The organism is Luteimonas changyuni (assembly GCF_039548395.1).
Lineage (GTDB): Bacteria > Pseudomonadota > Gammaproteobacteria > Xanthomonadales > Xanthomonadaceae > Luteimonas.
This window is the reverse complement of record NZ_JBCLUZ010000018.1, coordinates 21,132-38,682: the sequence shown is the minus strand read 5'-3', so window position 1 is coordinate 38,682 and position 17,551 is coordinate 21,132. Positions and strand designations below refer to the sequence as shown.

The 17,551-nt window shown below is 65.7% G+C and carries 16 protein-coding genes; 5 read left to right on the top strand and 11 right to left on the bottom strand.

Annotation, left to right across the window (positions count from 1 at the left end):
- Positions 1-84 precede the first annotated feature (84 nt).
- Positions 85-1,071 carry a glycosyltransferase family 2 protein gene (locus tag WCD84_RS08455; RefSeq protein ID WP_343281072.1) on the bottom strand — a complete coding sequence of 329 codons (987 nt, stop codon included), beginning with the start codon at positions 1,069-1,071 and terminating at the stop codon, positions 85-87.
- Between the two features lie 158 nt (positions 1,072-1,229).
- On the opposite strand from WCD84_RS08455, the gene WCD84_RS08450 reads away from it, so the two are divergent.
- Positions 1,230-1,778, top strand: a complete 549-nt coding sequence (locus tag WCD84_RS08450) for a hypothetical protein (protein WP_343281071.1) — start codon at positions 1,230-1,232, stop codon at positions 1,776-1,778.
- The gene (locus tag WCD84_RS08445; protein WP_343281070.1) at positions 1,775-4,276 is read left to right on the top strand and encodes a YfhO family protein; all 2,502 of its coding nucleotides are present in this window, start codon (positions 1,775-1,777) and stop codon (positions 4,274-4,276) included. The genes WCD84_RS08450 and WCD84_RS08445 overlap by 4 nt, the downstream gene beginning before the upstream one ends.
- 25 nt (positions 4,277-4,301) lie before the next feature.
- Here WCD84_RS08445 and WCD84_RS08440 read toward each other — a convergent pair whose 3' ends face one another.
- From WCD84_RS08440 to WCD84_RS08425, 4 genes are read right to left on the bottom strand one after another with little or no spacing between them, the layout of a single operon-like run.
- Positions 4,302-5,267 (bottom strand): lysylphosphatidylglycerol synthase domain-containing protein, encoded by a 966-nt coding sequence (locus WCD84_RS08440; RefSeq protein ID WP_343281069.1) that lies wholly within the window; start codon positions 5,265-5,267, stop codon positions 4,302-4,304.
- 37 nt (positions 5,268-5,304) lie between these two features.
- Entirely contained in the window at positions 5,305-6,240 is a 936-nt protein-coding gene (locus WCD84_RS08435) for an NAD-dependent epimerase/dehydratase family protein (protein WP_343281068.1), read from the bottom strand.
- The gene (locus tag WCD84_RS08430; RefSeq protein WP_343281067.1) at positions 6,227-7,327 is read right to left on the bottom strand and encodes a glycosyltransferase family 4 protein; all 1,101 of its coding nucleotides are present in this window, start codon (positions 7,325-7,327) and stop codon (positions 6,227-6,229) included. The genes WCD84_RS08435 and WCD84_RS08430 overlap by 14 nt, the downstream gene beginning before the upstream one ends.
- Before the next feature lie 59 nt (positions 7,328-7,386).
- Positions 7,387-8,151, bottom strand: coding sequence for a class I SAM-dependent methyltransferase (locus tag WCD84_RS08425; protein WP_343281066.1), 765 nt, complete (start codon positions 8,149-8,151; stop codon positions 7,387-7,389).
- 114 nt (positions 8,152-8,265) lie between these two features.
- On the opposite strand from WCD84_RS08425, the gene WCD84_RS08420 reads away from it, so the two are divergent.
- The 3 genes from WCD84_RS08420 to WCD84_RS08410 all read left to right on the top strand — a co-directional run bounded on the left by WCD84_RS08420 (position 8,266) and on the right by WCD84_RS08410 (position 12,234).
- Positions 8,266-9,069: a CoA transferase subunit A gene (locus WCD84_RS08420; RefSeq protein WP_343281065.1), complete on the top strand. Its 804-nt coding sequence runs from the start codon at positions 8,266-8,268 to the stop codon at positions 9,067-9,069.
- A complete protein-coding gene (locus WCD84_RS08415; RefSeq protein ID WP_343281064.1) occupies positions 9,069-9,704 on the top strand; it encodes a CoA transferase subunit B in 636 nt (211 codons plus the stop codon). Before WCD84_RS08420 ends, WCD84_RS08415 begins: the two co-directional genes overlap by 1 nt.
- A 139-nt stretch (positions 9,705-9,843) precedes the next feature.
- Positions 9,844-12,234, top strand: a complete 2,391-nt coding sequence (locus WCD84_RS08410; protein WP_343281063.1) for a reprolysin-like metallopeptidase — start codon at positions 9,844-9,846, stop codon at positions 12,232-12,234.
- A 72-nt stretch (positions 12,235-12,306) separates the two neighbouring features.
- Here the strand turns inward: WCD84_RS08410 and WCD84_RS08405 are convergent, their stop codons facing one another.
- The 6 genes from WCD84_RS08405 to WCD84_RS08380 form a co-directional block, all read right to left on the bottom strand.
- Entirely contained in the window at positions 12,307-13,245 is a 939-nt protein-coding gene (locus tag WCD84_RS08405; protein ID WP_343281062.1) for an electron transfer flavoprotein subunit alpha/FixB family protein, read from the bottom strand.
- A complete protein-coding gene (locus WCD84_RS08400) occupies positions 13,245-13,997 on the bottom strand; it encodes an electron transfer flavoprotein subunit beta/FixA family protein (protein ID WP_343255024.1) in 753 nt (250 codons plus the stop codon). Before WCD84_RS08400 ends, WCD84_RS08405 begins: the two co-directional genes overlap by 1 nt.
- 89 nt (positions 13,998-14,086) lie before the next feature.
- Positions 14,087-14,497 (bottom strand): GtrA family protein, encoded by a 411-nt coding sequence (locus WCD84_RS08395; RefSeq protein ID WP_343281061.1) that lies wholly within the window; start codon positions 14,495-14,497, stop codon positions 14,087-14,089.
- Positions 14,494-15,504 carry a WxcM-like domain-containing protein gene (locus WCD84_RS08390; protein WP_343281060.1) on the bottom strand — a complete coding sequence of 337 codons (1,011 nt, stop codon included), beginning with the start codon at positions 15,502-15,504 and terminating at the stop codon, positions 14,494-14,496. The genes WCD84_RS08395 and WCD84_RS08390 overlap by 4 nt, the downstream gene beginning before the upstream one ends.
- The gene (locus tag WCD84_RS08385) at positions 15,504-16,460 is read right to left on the bottom strand and encodes a glycosyltransferase family 2 protein (protein ID WP_343255021.1); all 957 of its coding nucleotides are present in this window, start codon (positions 16,458-16,460) and stop codon (positions 15,504-15,506) included. Before WCD84_RS08385 ends, WCD84_RS08390 begins: the two co-directional genes overlap by 1 nt.
- Entirely contained in the window at positions 16,445-17,551 is a 1,107-nt protein-coding gene (locus WCD84_RS08380) for a DegT/DnrJ/EryC1/StrS family aminotransferase (RefSeq protein WP_343255020.1), read from the bottom strand. Before WCD84_RS08380 ends, WCD84_RS08385 begins: the two co-directional genes overlap by 16 nt.

Sequence of the window (17,551 nt, the reverse complement as noted above, 5' to 3'; positions counted from 1 at the left end):
GGGCTGGGTTGGCCTCGTAACCCCCATCTTCCAGAGATGCCCCGGATGAACAACCTACTGAGAGATCACAGCTAGGCCTTAGACCTAATTCGCCGGTGCACGAGGCCGGGTGGCGGACACGACGGGGTCTCCCTTCGCAAGTCGGGTCCGCAGCAACTCCACGCGAACCCGTTCCTGCAGTTTGCGGTTTGTGGCGATCAGGTCCGCCAGCAGTCCGCACATGCCGGCTAGCGCCGAGAGGGTGAGCAGGAGCGACGCCAGGATCAGCGACTGGATGTAACCGCTGCCTTGGTTATTCACGTAGTGATAGATGAACCTCAGCCCGATCAGCACGCCCGGCACGGCCAGCAGCGTGGCCATCCAGAAGAAGAAGAACAGCGGACGATAGGTGACGAACACCCGGAAAATCGTCACCAGAGAGCGTCGCACATAGCTGGAGATGCTCTTCACGAGCCGCGATGGACGCAGGTCCGCGTTGGTGCGCACCGGCACCGATACCACGCGCAGGTTGCTCTGCCCGGCCTGAATGATCGTCTCCAGCGTATAGGTGTAGGGGTTGAACACGTTGAGCCGCATCGCCGTATCGCGCGAGATCGCGCGGAAGCCGCTGGGCGCATCGGCGACGTCGGTCTTGCTTGCCACGCGCACGGCCCAGCTGCCAAGGTGTTGCAACTGTTTCTTGATCCAGGAGAAATGCTCGGTCTCGCTGATGGGCCGAGCACCAATAACCATGTCCGCCTCGCCGGCTAGGATCGGCGCGGTCAGCCTGGGAATATCACGCGCCTCGTACTGATTGTCGGCGTCTGTGTTGACGATGACGTCGGCGCCGAGCGACAGGCATGCATCCATCCCGGTCATGAAGGCCTCGGCCAGACCGCGGTTGACCGGATGGCGTACGACGTGGTGGACCCCGAGCTGGCGTGCGAGTTCGGAGGTACCGTCCGTCGAGCCGTCATCGATGACCAGCCATTCCACCGTGTCGAAGCCGACGACCTCACTCGGCAGCGCCTCGATGGCGATCGCCAAGGTTCCGGTCTCGTTGAGGCAAGGGATCTGGATGATCAGCTTCATGGGGGTCTATATAAGGTAAACGCGCGGAGAAGGCCTGCAAGCGCCTAGTGCGCCCACCGTGCCACGTTGTCACCAGCAAAGGTCTGCGGACATGGGTGGCCACTGGACCGGCGGCGATTCTATCATGCAGGTGTTTTCACTCATCTCTGGACCAGCAGATGTCCCTGCACTCTCTTCTCGCTACTGCTGGAATCGCTATGTGTACGTTGGCGGCCTGCCAGGAGGATGCCCCCGAATCGATACCGAGCAATGCAATCCCGGATGTCGCGCGCGGCTCCCAATCGGTGGTGAACATGGCTCTCGACTACGTCGCAACCTCTGCTTACACCGAAGTCGAAGGCGCAGTCGAAGGGGGCGTCTGTGCGCTGGATGCAATCAATGGCCGCGGTGAGCGTGAAGTCACTCTTGGTCGAGGGGCCGGTGTGCTTTTCAGCGGTTGGGTTGGTGATGCAAAAAGGCGCGTTCCGGCTTCGCCGGTGCTGGTGTTTCGCGGCGAGGGCTCCAGCCATGCGGTAACGTTCTCAGCCAACGGCTCGCGGCCCGACGTCGCGAGCGTGCTTGGAAGCAAGGCATTGGCGAACTCGGGGTTCAATGTATCCGTGCGCATCGGTGGCCTTCCCCCGGGCCGTTATGAACTTGTCGTACTGACAGAGCCACGCACTGGAACCTATTGCGACTTGCGGGCAACAGTCGGGATCGCGCCATGAGTGGCGTGGCAGCGGGAAAGGTTGGCATGCATTCCGGTCAGGCCGAGGTGTCCGATCGACGGCGCCGCCGGCTGCGCCTGGCCGGCTGGGCGCTGGCCTACCTCGTTATCGTGGCCCTCCTGCTGGGCGCAAACCCTCTTCGCGGGGAGACGGTGGGCCCCTTCGACCTGTTGGGGAGCTATGCAGGCTGGCAGACGGGCACTGAAGACGTGCAGGTCCGGCACGGTGCGCGCTCGGACGTACTCGACGCACAGCTGCCGAACTGGCTGGAAGCGCGTCGCCAACTCCGGCGAGGAGAGTTGCCACTGTGGAATCCTCTGGTAGCGGGCGGGAATGCTCAGATCCTCAACCCTGCCAATGCACATCTCACGATCGGATTTGCCGCCTTCGCGGCCAGCTCCGATCCTGCCATTGGATTTTACCTGTGCATGTTGCTCACGCTGGCGTGGGGCGGCCTGGGCATGCATCTGCTTGTGGGGCGCCATTGCGATCGTTACGCCGCGCTGTTCGCCGGCTTCAGTTTCATCGCATGCGGTTTCATGACCGCCTGGTTGTACTGGCCGCATACGCATACCGCTGTCTGGATCCCATGGCTGCTGCTTGCCGTAGACCGGTACATGGCAACAGGCACGACACGAGCGCTGGTCGGAATTGCGGTGGCGACGGCGATGATGTTCCTGGGCGGTTTCCCCTTCGTGGTCGCCATCGGGCTGGGCGCTGCCCTGGTTCATTCCGTGGCTATGCTGCCCAGTCAAACAACCGGCCGACGGATCGGACGCATGCTCGCGGTGCCAGGAGGCCTGGCGCTCGGACTGACCTTGGTGGCGATACCCATTTTCACGCTGGCATCGCAGTTGCAGGCGATCGACCTGGGGGGGCGCTCCTACGGCAGCAGCCTCACGTTGGCGAAGCATGGACGGTTGCTCGGTCTGCCTTGGGGCCGCGACAACCTCGACGTCGAGACGAGCATGTACGTGGGGATCCTGGCTCTGCCGTTGGCGGTTCTGGGGCTGATCACGCTGGTACGACGCCGGCGTAATCCGATCGCAATCACCGGTGCGATTTGCCTCGCCACCGGGGGAATGCTCGTGTTTGGCCTTCTCCCACGCGAGATCGGCGGGCACTTGCCGGTGTTGTCGAACAACCTCTGGACGCGGGCGATCCTGTTGCTCGACCTGGGGATCATCCTGTTGGCAGCGGTCGCATTGGACCGTATTTTGCGACGTGTTCGTTGGCGAGGACTCGCAGTGGCTGTGGGGATTGCTGCGTGCCTGGGACAGGCATGGGACCTGGGGGAGCGCTTCCGCCGCTACAACGGACCGGTTCCGGCCCATCTCTTCTATCCGCACAGTCCCCAGATCGAAGCCGTGCGGCAGGCAGCCGGTCCGTTCGAATATGTCGCGCAGGACAGCAGGCTCTTTCTGATCTCCGGAACGCTTGGTGCCGTGGGCCTGGGCGAATGGTATGCGCACGCACTGCGCTCACCCGCCCTGCAAGCGGTCCTGGCGGGGATGGCGGACGAGCCGTTCACCTCGCCAACCGCGACGGCCATTTCCGCTTCCGGGTTCCGGCTTGACGGCGAGCTGGCCGACATCACGGGTCTTTGCTATGCACTGTTTCCGACCGGAAGCGATGGCCGCGTCAAGATCCTTGAAGAGGTGCAAGGAAGCCCGGCCGCTCTGGCACCGATCAACGGCACCGAAGTGGTTCAGCCTTTCACCCTGGGTGCCGACGCCATCGTTGCAGCGGTGCAGGTCAGGTTGGCGACCTATCACGCACGTGATCTGGACGGCACCATTGAGGGAACCCTGCGAACCGGTGGCCAGGTCGTATCTCGGGTCGAGAAGCCCGCGGCAGACGTCGTGGACAATGCCATGGCGTCGTTTCTCTTCGGGCCGGTCACGCTGGCTGCGGGTTCGCACGAGTTCGCGATGGTATATCACCCGGGTCCACGCAACCGCAGGCTTACGGCATGGCGGCTCCAGGACGCCCCCGGGCATGTCCGTGTCGGCGATCGGGAGTTCCCGGGGAGCTTGACGTACACGGTGCTGGGGCCGCCTGACGGGTCGACGGAGGTGCTTGCGGAGGGACGCACAGTCGTGGCGCTGCGCAATTCCGGATGCCTGAGCGGCCCGTACTGGACATCCGACCTGGGTAACATCCTGGATAGTCTGGAGGGTGGCAAGGCGCGGCTGGTTGATTATCGCCCTTCGCGTTTTCGTGTCGATGTGGAGTCGACGCGTGCAGGGCACCTGGTCGTCCCGATGCAATACCAGAGAGGCTGGGAGGCGAGCGTAGACGGCGAACGTGTTGCGTTTCAGCTCGTCGACGGGGTTATGCCAGCCGTGGCGGTTCCGGTGGGCCGCACCGAGGTTGAATTCCGCTACGTGCCGCCCCGGCTATGGGCAGGACTGGCAGTGACCTTTTTCGGGATCGGGATACTAAGCGTGCTGTTGGCCCGGCGTCAGCGTGTGAAGCCGGACACTCCTGTGGAGTGACATGCCTGGAGGGCCGGTATCTTGCTCAACCGCGCTCGCGCATCGGGTCCGTGCGTCTTCTTGCCAGTGCCCAGGATCCCCATCCGAAGTTGATCGCATCGCCGATCGTGGTTGCTACCCGCAGCGCCAGCACCAGTACCACCACCGTAGTCGCGGGAAGGGCATCACCCAGCCATGCGGTCAGTACCAGCTCCCGCACGCCAAGGCCGGCCGGAGCACCGGGTACCACGAAACCTGCGATCCACGAGACCGCGAACGCGCCAACGAAGAACAGCGGCGTGGGCATCGCGACGTCTCCGGGAAGAAGGGCCAGCGCCAGGACCCACAGCCCAAGCCCGATCGCCAACAGGCTGCTGAGGTACATTACGTAGCTGCCCGCGATTGCACGTAGGTCCAGCCGAAACGAAGAGGCCTCAACGGCCGGGGATGCCGGGCTGCGCATACGCAACAGCAAGACTACCAGCCGCGGTGCAAGCAGCAACCCGGCCAACGCGCCCAAGGTGACAGTCACCAGGAGAGGCCAGCGGTAGTTCAGCCAAGAGGCTCCGGCAAAAGCCGCGGGCGGCCATAGAAGGACGGCCGCCGCGCCCAGGTGCGCGGCCGCGACGATCGCGATGAGCAGTTCGTAGCCCAAGGTCAACAACGCTGCGGACAGGCGGACGCCTGCACCAACCGCAAGACCGACGCGGCCGATGTGCTGCCCGACGTTACCCGGCAGGTATTTCCCAAACTGTGTCACGGCGAGGACGCTTGTCGTCCATGCATAGCTGGCCGGCTGCCCCAGCGCCCGCAACTGCCAGAGCCACGCAGCCGAGGTAGTGGCAAGCGACGCCGTGTAAAGCAACACAAGCAGCAACATGCCCGCTAGTCCGGGTCCTTCCGTCAGTACGGACAGATCCTGGCCCTCCAGCGTCCGCCAGGCATGGCGCCCGAAGTACGCCAGTGCGGCGATGGCCAGGACGATGCCAGCGGCTTTGAGCCCCTTCTTCAACACGGATCGGCACTGCCGGTGAGTTGCCGGAGACGGGTCACGATGCCCCGTGCTCCGTGCGATACCACGCCCATGTCTTGGCCAGCCCGTCAGCCAGGCTGTGGCAATGGCGCCATCCGTAAAGCCGATCTGCCAGCGACGCATCCATATCGATCGCTGGCGCATCGACGGCGCGCGATGGCTGGTATTCACGACGCAAGGCGCCACCGGTGACGGATTCGATGATTTCGAGGAGCTTGTTGAGTGGCGTGCTTGCGCCTGCGCTTGCGTTGAGGATAGTCACGCCTTCGCGCATCGGGCGCGAAAGCACCATCATGCACAGTCGCATCAGGTCTTCGATGTAGAGATAGTCGCGACGCGCGCTGCCATCACCCCAGATGGCCAACGACTCGTCGCGTAGAATGCGATCGAACGCCGTGGGAATGATCGCGAAGCCGGCGCGTCCCGACTGGCCAGGGCCGTAGATGTTGGACGGTCGCAGGATGACGGCGCTCGCACCGGTCTGGGCGCTCCACGCACCAATGAAACTTTCGGCTGCGAGCTTGCCCGCACCATGGTATGAGCGCGGGCGCACCTGTGACGCCTCGTGCGCGGGCGTTTCACCCTCTGCGTAGAGCGAACCGCCGGAAGACAAGTAGAGCAGAGGTCTGGGTCGTGCATGCAACAGTTCCAGCATACGGACGGTGAGCCTCAGGTTGCCCTCGAGTTCACGCAGGGGAGCGCCGGCCGTGCTTCCCGGCGTGCTTGCGGTCGCGCAATGGACGATGGAGCCGGCGGAGTCGAGAAGCTCTGCAAAACCATCGGAGGGATCGACCCGGCCCGGGTGGTGGGTGATGCCCGATCCGGGCGGGGAGCGTCCTCCGCCAAGGGCTATCACCCGCGTGCCGGCTGCTGCGAGTGCCGTGCACAGTGCGTGGCCGACAAAACCGCCGGCGCCCAGAACAAGTACGGGACGAGCATCAATCATTGCCATCGCCCGCCACGCCCAAGCGCGCGTAGATAGTCCGGTATCGACCGATGCAGTCATCCCAGGTGCCGGGATCGCAGGCAACGCGCGCGCGCGCGGCAGCCCCAGCGTCGTGGTTGCGTTCCGGATCCTCCAGCGCATGCAGCGCCGCAGCGAATCCAGCCTCGTCCTCGACGAGCATGCCGGTCACGCCGTCGTCGACGAGGCTGGAATGTGCTTCCGTCCGGGACGCAATGATCGGCAACCCGGCCGCCATCGCCTCAAGCATCACTTGCGGCCTGCCTTCTGCATGCCGACTGAGAGTCAACAGTCCGGTGGCATGGGGAAACACCTCCTCCGCGAGCTGGGACGGTGCGGCAGGTCCGTGGTAGTGGACCCACGATGGAATCTCGACCTCCTGTTCCATTGGCCCGTACAGGTGCAGTTCGCGTTGGCCGTCGGCGAACATGGGCGCGGACCATTCGAACAAGGGACCAAGCTTCTCAACGGTCAACCGTGAAACTGCGAGCCAACGCTGCGGTGCGTCGCTAGGCGGCTCCCGGCGGATCCCGAACCAGTGCGGGTCGATGCCGAACGACACCGCTTCCACGTACGCGATATCGCCGAACGCCCGCTGCAGCGGCTCGACCATCCATTGGGCATTGGGACAGATCGCCGCCGGGCGTCCGCGTAGCGCACGGCGTATCCACCAGGCGACCGTGGGCAGACGCAGAAGCCGAAGGTCGTTGCCCAGCACGGTGACCAGCGCCGGCTTGCCGTCGCTCGGTAGCGGGATGGCCGATTGCAGCCAATTGATGTGGTACGCATCGACCTCCGGATGGCGGCGGAAACCTTGCGCCAGCATCTTCAGCATTCGCACGGGAGCCAAGAGGGCGCGCACGCCGCCGCTGCGCATCGCGTGTGAAATACCGCCTGCCTCGACCAAGCTGCCCAGCCATTCGCTTTCTTCCGCGGTTGCTGCCTGCACGACCCTTGGAGGAAGCTCTCCTGGTGGGGTGAATGCGACCACGCGAACGCCGGGCGTGCGTGCCAGGGCGAACAGGACGTTGCGCATGAACACCCCTCGGAAATCGCTGGCGTTGCGCGGATACATCGTGGTCGAAAAATATAGATACATGACAGTCGGGCGTCTGCGTCTGGGAGAGTGGCTTATTACGCCGCAGGCGGGGCAGCCGCCGACGTCTGCAGCAGGAACACGTAGGTGGGCATCAGCGGCATCAGGGGCCGCGCAACCCAATCGGCCGCGAACCGCAGCGCGATCCTGGACAGGGCAGGCGGGAGTTCGATGCGCAGCGTCTCGCGCACGGCCTGGAGCGTGCATCCCGACACGATGAAACCTGCCTGTGCAAAAAGCTGCTGCGCTCGCGCATGGCTTGGCGGGTCACAGTCGTAATGGACGCCTTTGCCAGTCGCTCGCACGTAGCGGTCAGCCAGCGGCCGTGGCAACCAGGAAAGTAGCGGCAGCTTGAAATGCGGCTCGATCAGTCGCCATTTGTTGGGAGCGGCGAGATAGGCAATTCCACCGGGCGCCAGCACCCGGCGGATCTCCTGCAGGTGATGAAGTTGGGCGTCCCGATCACCGACGTGCTCGATGACATGATTGCTGACGACCACATCGAAGTATCCATCGGCAAACGGAAGCGCGGTGCCGTCCACGAGGGTGAATTCGTAACCGGAGGACTCCACCCGGCTATCGTGGACGTCGACGCCATGCACTTCGCATCCGTGACCGCTGATCTCGGCAAGCTGGTGGACGATGACGCCTGAGCCCGAGCCCACCTCGAGTACGCGGCGCGCCTGCCTGAACCTGTCCCTGCCGATGATCGCGACGATTTTTTCAGCCTTCACCCGTCGGCTGTTGCGGTCGAGGGCGGCGTGCGGTTGGCGATCCGCAGTCGATGATGACAGGGGTGGCATGTGCTGTCCGGTAGTGGCAGGCAGGTCACGGCGGCGGAACAGCCGGGTCGGGCGCAGGCCGACATTCTAGCGTGAGCCTTTCAGGTAGGCGATCCGACGGGGACCCTAGCACCAATGGGCAGTGCAGCCGACGAGGTGTCCGAAGTACCATCGTGCCCTCACACAGGTTCCCCGGAGCAAACCTTGACTGGATCAGCATCAGCATCCAAGCCGGACGGAAAGTGCTTTCCGGACGCAGCGGCCGCCTTGGCAGGAGTGATCGCCGATGGTCAGACACTCGCCGTGGGCGGGTTCGGCCTTTGCGGAATCCCCGAAGCATTGATCGCCGCGCTGCGCGATTCGGGCGTGAAGGATCTCACGGCGATCTCCAATAACGCCGGGGTTGATGGCTTCGGCCTCGGGCAGCTGCTGGAAACCCGGCAGATCCGCAAGATGATTTCGTCCTATGTGGGGGAGAACAAGGAGTTCGAACGCCAGTTCCTGGGCGGCGAGCTCGACCTTGAATTCAATCCGCAGGGCACGCTGGCCGAGCGCCTGCGCGCCGGTGGTGCCGGGATCCCGGCGTTCTTCACCGCCACCGGTTACGGCACCGTGGTTGCCGAGGGCAAGGAAACCCGCGAGTTCGACGGGAAGAATTATGTGATGGAAACCGCCCTGGTCGCCGACGTGGCGCTGGTCAAGGCATGGAAGGCCGACAAGGCCGGCAACCTGGTGTTTCGCAAGACCGCACGCAACTTCAACCCTGCCTGCGCCATGGCCGGCAAGGTCTGCGTGGCCGAAGTCGAAGAACTGGTGGAGATGGGGGATATCGATCCTGACCACGTCCATCTGCCTGGCATCTACGTCGACCGCATCGTTGTCAACGCTTCGCCCGAGAAGCGCATCGAGCAGCGCACCGTGCGCGAAGGAGACAAGTAATGGCCTGGAACCGCGACCAGATGGCGGCGCGCGCCGCGCGCGAGCTCGCCGACGGCATGTATGTCAACCTCGGCATCGGCCTGCCAACCATGGTGGCCAACCACATCCCCGACGGCGTGGACGTCTGGCTGCAGAGCGAGAACGGCCTCCTCGGCATCGGCCCGTTCCCGACCGAAGACGAGCTGGACGCGGACCTGATCAATGCCGGCAAGCAGACCGTTACCGCGCGCGCGGGCGCGAGCTATTTCGGCAGCCATGACAGCTTCGCGATGATCCGCGGTGGCCACATCGACCTGGCGATCCTTGGCGCGATGGAGGTCACCGACAAGGGCGACCTCGCCAACTGGATGGTGCCCGGCAAGATGGTCAAGGGCATGGGTGGCGCCATGGACCTGGTGGCCGGGGTCAAGCGCGTGGTGGTGCTGATGGAGCACTGCACGAAGAAGGGCGAACCCAAGATCCTGCCGGAGTGCACGCTGCCGCTGACCGGCGTGGGCGTGGTCAGTCGGATCATCACCGAGATGGCAGTGTTCGACGTCACCCCGGAAGGACTGGTGCTGGTCGAGACCGCGGAAGGGATTACGGAAGCGGAGCTGCGCGAGCGGACCGGCGTCGGGTTCACCACAGCCGGCTGAGCCAGGCAGGCCTTCGAAGGGAGACGGGTTCGGCGTTCCGTCCTGCGCAGCGTGACGGGCGCCGCTCCAGCGGGCAACGGTCGCTGCACGCGGTCCCGGACAGAGGTACTCTTGGAATTCCTGTTCCCGGAGCGGCCCCATGATCTCTCGCTTACCGCCCATCCTGACCGTGTTGGCCGTCGCCTTGCTGGCCGCCTGCGCTCCCGAGTCGTCCACCGAGGCTGGAAGCATCGGTGAGGCGGCTGCCGGGTCCAGCATCGACGCAAGCGCCAACGCGGATACCGGTGGCGCCGCCATGGCTGACATGCACGATCCCTTGCTGGCGCTGCGGACTGGTCGCGACGCCGACGCGATTGCCGGATACGCGGATCGCGGCGAACTGGTCGGCTATGACAGCGTGCGTTCGATCCAGCGCCGCGGCGCGCATACCTTCTACCCGGTACGGGTGAGCGAGGCGCATGCACTGGATGCAATCGGCACCGGTACGCTGCGCCTCACGGGCCCGGACGGCCGCCCGGTACAGCTGGAATACCAGCGCCATGTCGAGCATCCCAGCGGCGACTGGAGCTGGATCGGGCGCGACGAGCACGGAATCGAGGGCATCCTGACGTTTGGCGAGAAGGCGGTGTTCGGCGTGCTGCCTTATGGCGAGGACGACACCCTGCGCGTGACCACCAACGCCGGCCAGACATGGATGGCCAGCACCGCGAGCGACATGCTCTCGCCACTTCAGCAGCGGATACGGCAGGGCTTGGCTCCGCCGGACTTCCGCGTGCCTCCGCGGTTGCCCGATTCCCCGGAAGTACAGGCGATGGCGGCTACCGCCACGGAGCTGGCCGCCGCCGCCCCGGCATCGATGCTGGCAGCCGCAGCAGCCGACACCACCATCGACGTACTCCTGGGCTACACACCCGGCGTGGTCAGCATGCTCGGCGGCGCATCGCAGGTGCAAACCCGGTTGAACCACATCATCACCGTGGGCAACCAGGCCTTCATCAACAGCAATGTAGCGGTGAGCCTGCGCCTGGTGAGTACCCTGCAGGTCAACTACACGGATACCGGCGCTAACAAGACCGCTCTGGAGCAACTCACGGGCAGCGACGGCACCAGCAACGTATCGATCCCGGCCTCCCTGCAGCCTCTGCGGAACGCGCGGGAAACGCACGGCGCGGACCTCGTGTCACTGGTCCGCCGCTTCCGCGACAGTGACCATGGAAGCTGCGGTATCGCATGGCTCATCGGTGGCGATCAGTCCGCGATCGTCCAGGGCCATGAGAGGTTCGGCTACTCGGTGATCAGCGACTCCAATGGCATGCAGGCACCGGACAACGGCCACTATTGCCGCGACGAGACCCTGGTCCACGAGATCGGCCACAATCTGGGCTCCCAGCACGACGAAGAGGCCGCCTGGGACGAAGAGAAAAAAGCCACCACTTACGGGCGCTACCCTTGGTCGTTCGGCCTCAAGACCACGGCTGCGGGCGGCAATTTCTATACCGTGATGGCGTACGGCGACGCGGGGCAGGCCGCGTGGCGCGTGTTCTCCAACCCGCAGTCGACCTATTGCGGCGGCCGCCCGTGCGGGGTCGCGAACGAGACCGACAATGCGAGGAGCTTGAGGGCGACGACTCCGATCATCGCGGGGTTTCGTAACTCGGTCGTCGCTCCCTCACCGTTGCGGCCGAACCTGTTCGCGATCCGGCGCAATGGTACCAACAGCACCGAGGTGCATATTCTGGGCGGAATCGCTCACTATTCCAGCTTCACCAGAAACTTGCCGACCGCGCTTGGCAAGAGCGGAAGTGGTTATGCCTGGGCATTTCGTACCGGAGACTACAACCGCGACGGCATTGTCGATCTGTATGCCATCAAGAAGTTCGGCTCTTCGGGCTATACAGAGGTCCATGTCCTGAACGGCGCAACGAACTATTCCAACTATCTTCTCCAGGTTCCCACGTTGATCGGGGCGAACCTGGGCAATACATGGATGTTCGATCTCGCGGATTACAACAACGACGGCATCCTGGACCTCTATGCCATCAAGAAGGTCGGTTCGTCGGGACGCACCGAAGTACACGTGCTCAACGGCGCCAACAGGTATCGCTCGTTCCTTCTCCAGACCGCGACCGCGCAAGCCAATACCGGCAGCGACCTGGCGTGGAAGTTCGAAGTGGGCGATTACAACGGGGATGGCGTGCCCGACCTTTGGGGCATCCGCAGGAATGGCACTGCCGGGCGCACCGAGGTCCACATCCTCGACGGCGCGAACCGGTTCCAGCGTTTCCTGTTGCAGCGCTCGACCCCCCTGGGCCGTACCGGACACCTGGACGACTGGGACTTCAAGCTCGGCGACTACGATGGTGACGGCAGGCTTGATCTGTATGTGATCAGGAAGAACGGCGGGCCCACGACTGAAGTGCACGTGCTCGACGGCGCAGGCCAACTCCAGACCTACCTCACCAATCGTGCGACGGCGCTGGGGCGCACCGGAATCGACGGCTCCTGGCAGTTCGACCTGGTTGGTCCCTGACCCAGGAAAAAAAGCGGCGGCGTCCGAGGATGCCGCCGCGAATAGTGCGGAGAGCCGCCGCCCAGCGCGACCCTAAAGCGCCTTTTCAAGCTCCGGCAGCACTTGGAACAGGTCGCCGACCAGCCCGATGTCGGCGATCTCGAAGATCGCGGCATCAGCATCCTTGTTGATCGCAACGATCGTGCCCGCGTCCTTGATGCCGGTGAGGTGTTGGATCGCGCCGCTGATGCCGATCGCGACGTACAGCTCCGGGGCGATGATCTTGCCGGTCTGGCCGACCTGCATCTCGTTGGGGCAGTAGCCGGCGTCGACCGCGGCGCGCGAGGCGCCCACGGCGGCGCCCAGCTTGTCGGCGAACTTGTAGATGACGTCGAAGTTCTCCGCCGAGCCCACGCCGCGGCCGCCGGAGACCACGCGCCTGGCGCTCTGCAGGTCGGGGCGGTCGGAGCTGCCCGCGGCCAGGCCGACGAAGCGGGTGTGCGTCGGTAGCGCAGCCTCGACGCTCGCAGCCTCGACCGCGGCGCTGCCGCCCTTGCCGGCTTCCTTCCACGAGGCCGTGCGCACCGTCGCAACCACGGTCTGGTCGGCGGGCGCCTCGACGGTGACGATGGCGTTGCCGGCGTAGATCGGGCGCTTGAAGCTGTGCTCGCCCTCAACCGACATCAGGTCCGACACCTGCGGCACGCCGAGCAAGGCGGCCACGCAGGGCATCAGATCCTTGCCGAAGGTGGAGCTGGGACCGAAGACGTGGCTGTAGCCTTCGGCCAGCTTCGCAATCTGCGGCGCCAGCACCTGGGCGATGGCGTTGGCGTTGGCATCATTGGCGACGGTGAGCACGCGGCTGACGCCGGCGATCTGCGCGGCCTCGGCGGCGACCGCGGCGGGGTCGGCGGCGAGCACCACGATGTCGATGGCTTCCGGCGAGAGCGCCTGCGCGGCGGACACGCACTTGGCGGTGGAACCGTTGAGCTTGCCGTCGGCGTGTTCGGCGACGATGAGAACCTTGGCCATCAGAGCAACCCCTTGTCCTTGAGTGCGGCAACGAGTTCGGCCGCGTCCTTCACCATCACGCCCTTGCTGCGCTTCGCGGGCGCGGCGTGCTGCGTGGTCTTGAGCCCCTGGCTTTCTTCCACGCCGAGGTCAGCCCAGGCGATCGACTCCATCGGCTTGGACTTGGCCTTCATGATGTCGGGCAGCTTGATGAAGCGCGGCTCGTTGAGGCGCAGGTCGGTGGTGACCACCGCCGGCAGGTCGATTTCCAGCGTCTCCAGGCCGGCATCGACCTCGCGGGTGACCGTGGCCTTGCCGTCGGCAACCTCGAGCTTGGAGGCAAACGTCGCCTGCGGGCGGCCCCAGAGGGTGGCCAGCATCTGCCCGGTCTGGTTGGCGTCGTCGTCGATCGCCTGCTTGCCGAGGATCACGATGTCCGGCGATTCCTTCTCGACCAGCTTCAGCAGGGCGCGCGCGGCGGCCAGCGGCTGCACGTCCTGGCCTGCCTCGGTCACGACGTGGATGGCCCGGTTGGCGCCCATGGCCAGGCCGTTGCGCAGGTGGGCCTGGGCGTCGGCAGGAGCAATCGTGGCGACCACGACCTCGGTGGCGATGCCCTTGTCGCGCAGGCGCAGGGCCTCTTCCAGGGCGATTTCATCGAAGGGATTGGCCGACAGCTTGACGCCGTCGGTGACCACGCCGGAGCCGTCCGGCTTGACCTGGATGCGGACGTTGTAGTCCACCACTCGCTTGTAGCCGACGAGGATCTTCATCGTTGCGGTGAGTCCTTGGGGGAGAAAGGGCGGAACCCCGTGATTTTAGCCGGCGGCGGACGCGTGTGCGAATGCGGCGGCGCGGGCGCTCAACCGCGGGCGGCGCGGGGGCCCATCACGCGGCGTCCGAGCAGGAAGGTGACCGGGACGCTGGCCGCTACCGACAGCAGCGGTGCCACGCGCGGATCGATGCCAAGCGGGCCGATGGCGAGTTCCAGCACGCCCGCGCCCACGGCCCAGCCGGCCAGGCAGACCAGCGGCCACGCCGCGAAGCTGCGCCAGCTGCGCTGGGCGCGAAACGCATAGCGGCTGTGCAGCAGGTAGCCGAAGCAGACGCCGAAGACGAAGCTGGCCGCATAGGCGCCCTGCGGCGGCAGCCACGGCAGAAACAGCCAGTACACCACCAGGCACGAAAACGTATTGACCGCGCCGACGGCCACGAACCGCAGCAGGACGGCGGTGCCGCCGTTGCCGCGCAGCGCGGAAAGCATGCCATTCATGGCCGGCGGGCCGCGACCAGCGCAAGGAACTCGTCGTAGTCGCGGATGTAGTCGGCGGCGTCATAGGCCTGGGAAGCAAACACCAGCAGCACGGCGTCGGGCGAGTACTGGAACTGCGTGCCCCAGGTCATCGGCGGCAGGTGCAGGCCGCTGTCGGGCGAATCAAGCAGGAATTCGCGACGGTAGTGGCCGTCGTCGGCCAGCACCCGCACCGAGCCGTGCGTGCAGACCAGGAACTGGTGGCATTCGCGGTGTGCGTGCTCACCCCGCGTTTCGCGCGATGGCACGCCGAACACCAGGAAATAGCGCTGCGGCGCGAAGGGCAGGTCGACGTTGAACTCGCCCACCGACAGGGAACCACGCAGATCGATGAAGCGCGGCATGCGGTGCAGGCGCGCACCGCCGTCGCCGTGCTGGACGCCAGGGCCGGCATTCCCGGGCGAGGCCTGATGCCCACCCGCGTCGCGGGAGTCGGCTCTGGAGTCCTTGGCCGCCGCAGTGCCGGCATCGTCGGCCTGCGCATCGATACGGCCGCCGTCGACATCGGAGACATAGCCCACGATGCGCGCCGGGTTGCCAACCACGATCGCGTTCGCCGGCACCGAACGCGTGATCACCGCGCCGGCGCCGATCATTGCTCCGCGGCCGATGCGCAGGCCCGGGAGCAGGGTGGCATTGGCGCCGATCGACGCGCCATCCTCGACCACGGTCTCGCTGTAGCGCTCCGGGCGCTTGCGGCTGCGCGGGAACGGGTCGTTGCTGAAGGTGGCGTTGGGGCCGACGAAGACGTCGTCGCCAAGGCGCACGCCGTCCCAGAGCTGCACGCCGCACTTGATGGTGCTGCGGTCGCCAACGATCACGTCGCCCTCGATGAACACGCCGTCGCAGACGTTGCAGTCGCGCCCGATGCGCGCGCCTGGGAGCACGTGGGCAAAGGCCCATATCCGGGTTCCGGCGCCGATGTCATCGCTTTCGCACAGCGCGTTGGGATGTACGAAATGGTCCATCAATCATCGCCCTCGAATGTTTCCTCGGAGTGCACCAGGGCCAGCGGACGTGCCTTGGTGTTTTCGAACGCGCGCCAGGCATAGCTTCCGACCACGCCCAGACCCAGGGTGTTGATGGCGCCGAAGAACAGGATGGTGAACACCGTTGCCGCATAGCCGGGCACGGTGACCCATCCGGAAACGCGGGCTATCAGCACCACCACCGCCAGCAGCACGGCCGTGACCAGGGCCAGGGCGCCGGTCATAAACAGGATCCGGACCGGCAGGTCGCTGAAGGCGAACACGCTGTCGGAGAAATAGCGGAGCTTCTTGCGCAGGGTCCAGGCGCTGCGGCCATGCTCGCGGCGCAGGCGCGAATAGGGCAGGAACACGCGGCGGCCACCGAGCCAGAACAGCTGTGCCAAAAGGCTCGTGTTCGACTCCTGCAGCGTCAGCAGGCGGTCACGGAAATCAGAGGTCACGGCGAAGATGTCGACGCCGCCGCGGGGGATGTCGGGCATGACCAGGCGGCGGTAGAGGGACCAGAACAGGGTCGACATGAGCCGGGAAGCCGCCGGGTCCTCGCGGCCGTCGCGAATGCCGAACCCGACATCCGCCTGGCCGTCGCGCAGCGCTTCCAGGAAGCAGGACGCAAGCTCCGGCGGTTCCTGGAGGTCGGCGGCCATCACCGCGATGACGCGTCCGCGCGCGCGCTCAAGGCCAACGCGGATCGCCGGGAACGCGCCGAAATTGCGCGTCAGCTCGACCAGCTGTGCGTTGAAACCGGCGCCGGGAAGCGCTTCGCGCAACAGGGCGTGGCTGTCGTCCGGGCTGCCATCGACCACGAATACCGCTTCGAAGCCGCCGTCCACCTCGCGTGCCAGCCCGGCCAGCGCCTGCAGCAGTCGCGGGATCGAGCGGGCGTTGCCGTACACCGGCACGACCACGCTCAGCGCCGGGATCAGAAGCGGTTGCATGCGTCGATCACCCTTTCGACCTCGCGATCGGTCAGTTCGGGAAAGCAGGGCAGGGACAGTGCCGTGCGCGCGTGGCGCTCGGTGACCGGCAGCGACAGCTTGGCATGTCGTGCGCCGAAGCAGGGTTGCCGGTGGTCGGGCAGGGGGTAGTGCACGTCGCTGGCGATGCCGGCCGCCGCGAGATGTGCACGGAGCCGGTCGCGAGCTTCGCAGTACACGACGTAGAGGTGTGCGACATGCTCCTCGCCAGCTGGCCCGGGCACCGTGATCCCCTGATTGCGGATGCCATTCGAATACCGGTTGGCGATCTCGCGCCGGCGCAGGTTCCAGCCGTCCAGCAGCGGCAGCTTTTCCGAAAGCACCCGCGCCTGCAGTTCGTCGAGGCGACTGTTGCGGCCGCCGCTGGCGGCGTTGACGTACTTGCGCTCCCAGCCGTACTGCCGCAGCGCACGCACGCGCGACGCGACCGCGGGGTCGCGGCTGGTCACCGCACCGGCATCGCCGAGGGCGCCGAGGTTCTTGGTGGGGTAGAAGCTGAAGGCCGCTGCGTTGCCGAATGCGCCGGCCCGGCGGCCGTCGCGCGCGCGCGCGCCGTGGGCCTGCGCGCAATCCTCGACCAGGGCGATGCCGCGTGCATTGCAGGTCGCCATGACCGGGTCCATCTGCGCAAGGCGACCGTAAAGATGCGTGACCACGACCGCGCGCACCGGGTGGCTTTCGTCGCAGGCGCGTTCGAGTGCGGCCGGGTCCAGCGTCGCGTCTTCGCCGACATCGACGAACACCGGTTCCGCCCCGCAGGCCAGGGCGGCAGTGGCTGCGTACATCGCGGCGTTGGCCGCCATCGCCACGCGGTCGCCCTGGCCGACACCCGTCGCCTTCAAGGCCAGCTCCAGCGCATCGCTGCCGTTGGCCACGCCAACGCAGTGCGCGGTGCCACAGTACTCCGCGAACCCGGTTTCGAATGCTTCCACGCCGGCACCGAGTACATAGTGGCCGCTGTCCAGGACCGACTCCATCGCGGCAAGAAGCCTGGCGCGCAGCGGTGCGACATGGCGGGCCAGCGAGTTGAGCGGAACGGGTTCGACTTGCAT

Coding starts and splice junctions, on each gene's coding strand:
- WCD84_RS08455 (WP_343281072.1), bottom strand. CDS start 1,071: ATGAAGCTGATCATCCAGATCCCTTGCCTCAACGAGACCGGAACCTTG.
- WCD84_RS08450 (WP_343281071.1), top strand. CDS start 1,230: ATGTCCCTGCACTCTCTTCTCGCTACTGCTGGAATCGCTATGTGTACG.
- WCD84_RS08445 (WP_343281070.1), top strand. CDS start 1,775: ATGAGTGGCGTGGCAGCGGGAAAGGTTGGCATGCATTCCGGTCAGGCC.
- WCD84_RS08435 (WP_343281068.1), bottom strand. CDS start 6,240: ATGGCAATGATTGATGCTCGTCCCGTACTTGTTCTGGGCGCCGGCGGT.
- WCD84_RS08430 (WP_343281067.1), bottom strand. CDS start 7,327: ATGTATCCGCGCAACGCCAGCGATTTCCGAGGGGTGTTCATGCGCAAC.
- WCD84_RS08425 (WP_343281066.1), bottom strand. CDS start 8,151: ATGCCACCCCTGTCATCATCGACTGCGGATCGCCAACCGCACGCCGCC.
- WCD84_RS08420 (WP_343281065.1), top strand. CDS start 8,266: ATGGGCAGTGCAGCCGACGAGGTGTCCGAAGTACCATCGTGCCCTCAC.
- WCD84_RS08415 (WP_343281064.1), top strand. CDS start 9,069: ATGGCCTGGAACCGCGACCAGATGGCGGCGCGCGCCGCGCGCGAGCTC.
- WCD84_RS08410 (WP_343281063.1), top strand. CDS start 9,844: ATGATCTCTCGCTTACCGCCCATCCTGACCGTGTTGGCCGTCGCCTTG.
- WCD84_RS08405 (WP_343281062.1), bottom strand. CDS start 13,245: ATGGCCAAGGTTCTCATCGTCGCCGAACACGCCGACGGCAAGCTCAAC.
- WCD84_RS08400 (WP_343255024.1), bottom strand. CDS start 13,997: ATGAAGATCCTCGTCGGCTACAAGCGAGTGGTGGACTACAACGTCCGC.
- WCD84_RS08395 (WP_343281061.1), bottom strand. CDS start 14,497: ATGAATGGCATGCTTTCCGCGCTGCGCGGCAACGGCGGCACCGCCGTC.
- WCD84_RS08390 (WP_343281060.1), bottom strand. CDS start 15,504: ATGGACCATTTCGTACATCCCAACGCGCTGTGCGAAAGCGATGACATC.
- WCD84_RS08385 (WP_343255021.1), bottom strand. CDS start 16,460: ATGCAACCGCTTCTGATCCCGGCGCTGAGCGTGGTCGTGCCGGTGTAC.
- WCD84_RS08380 (WP_343255020.1), bottom strand. CDS start 17,551: ATGCAAGTCGAACCCGTTCCGCTCAACTCGCTGGCCCGCCATGTCGCA.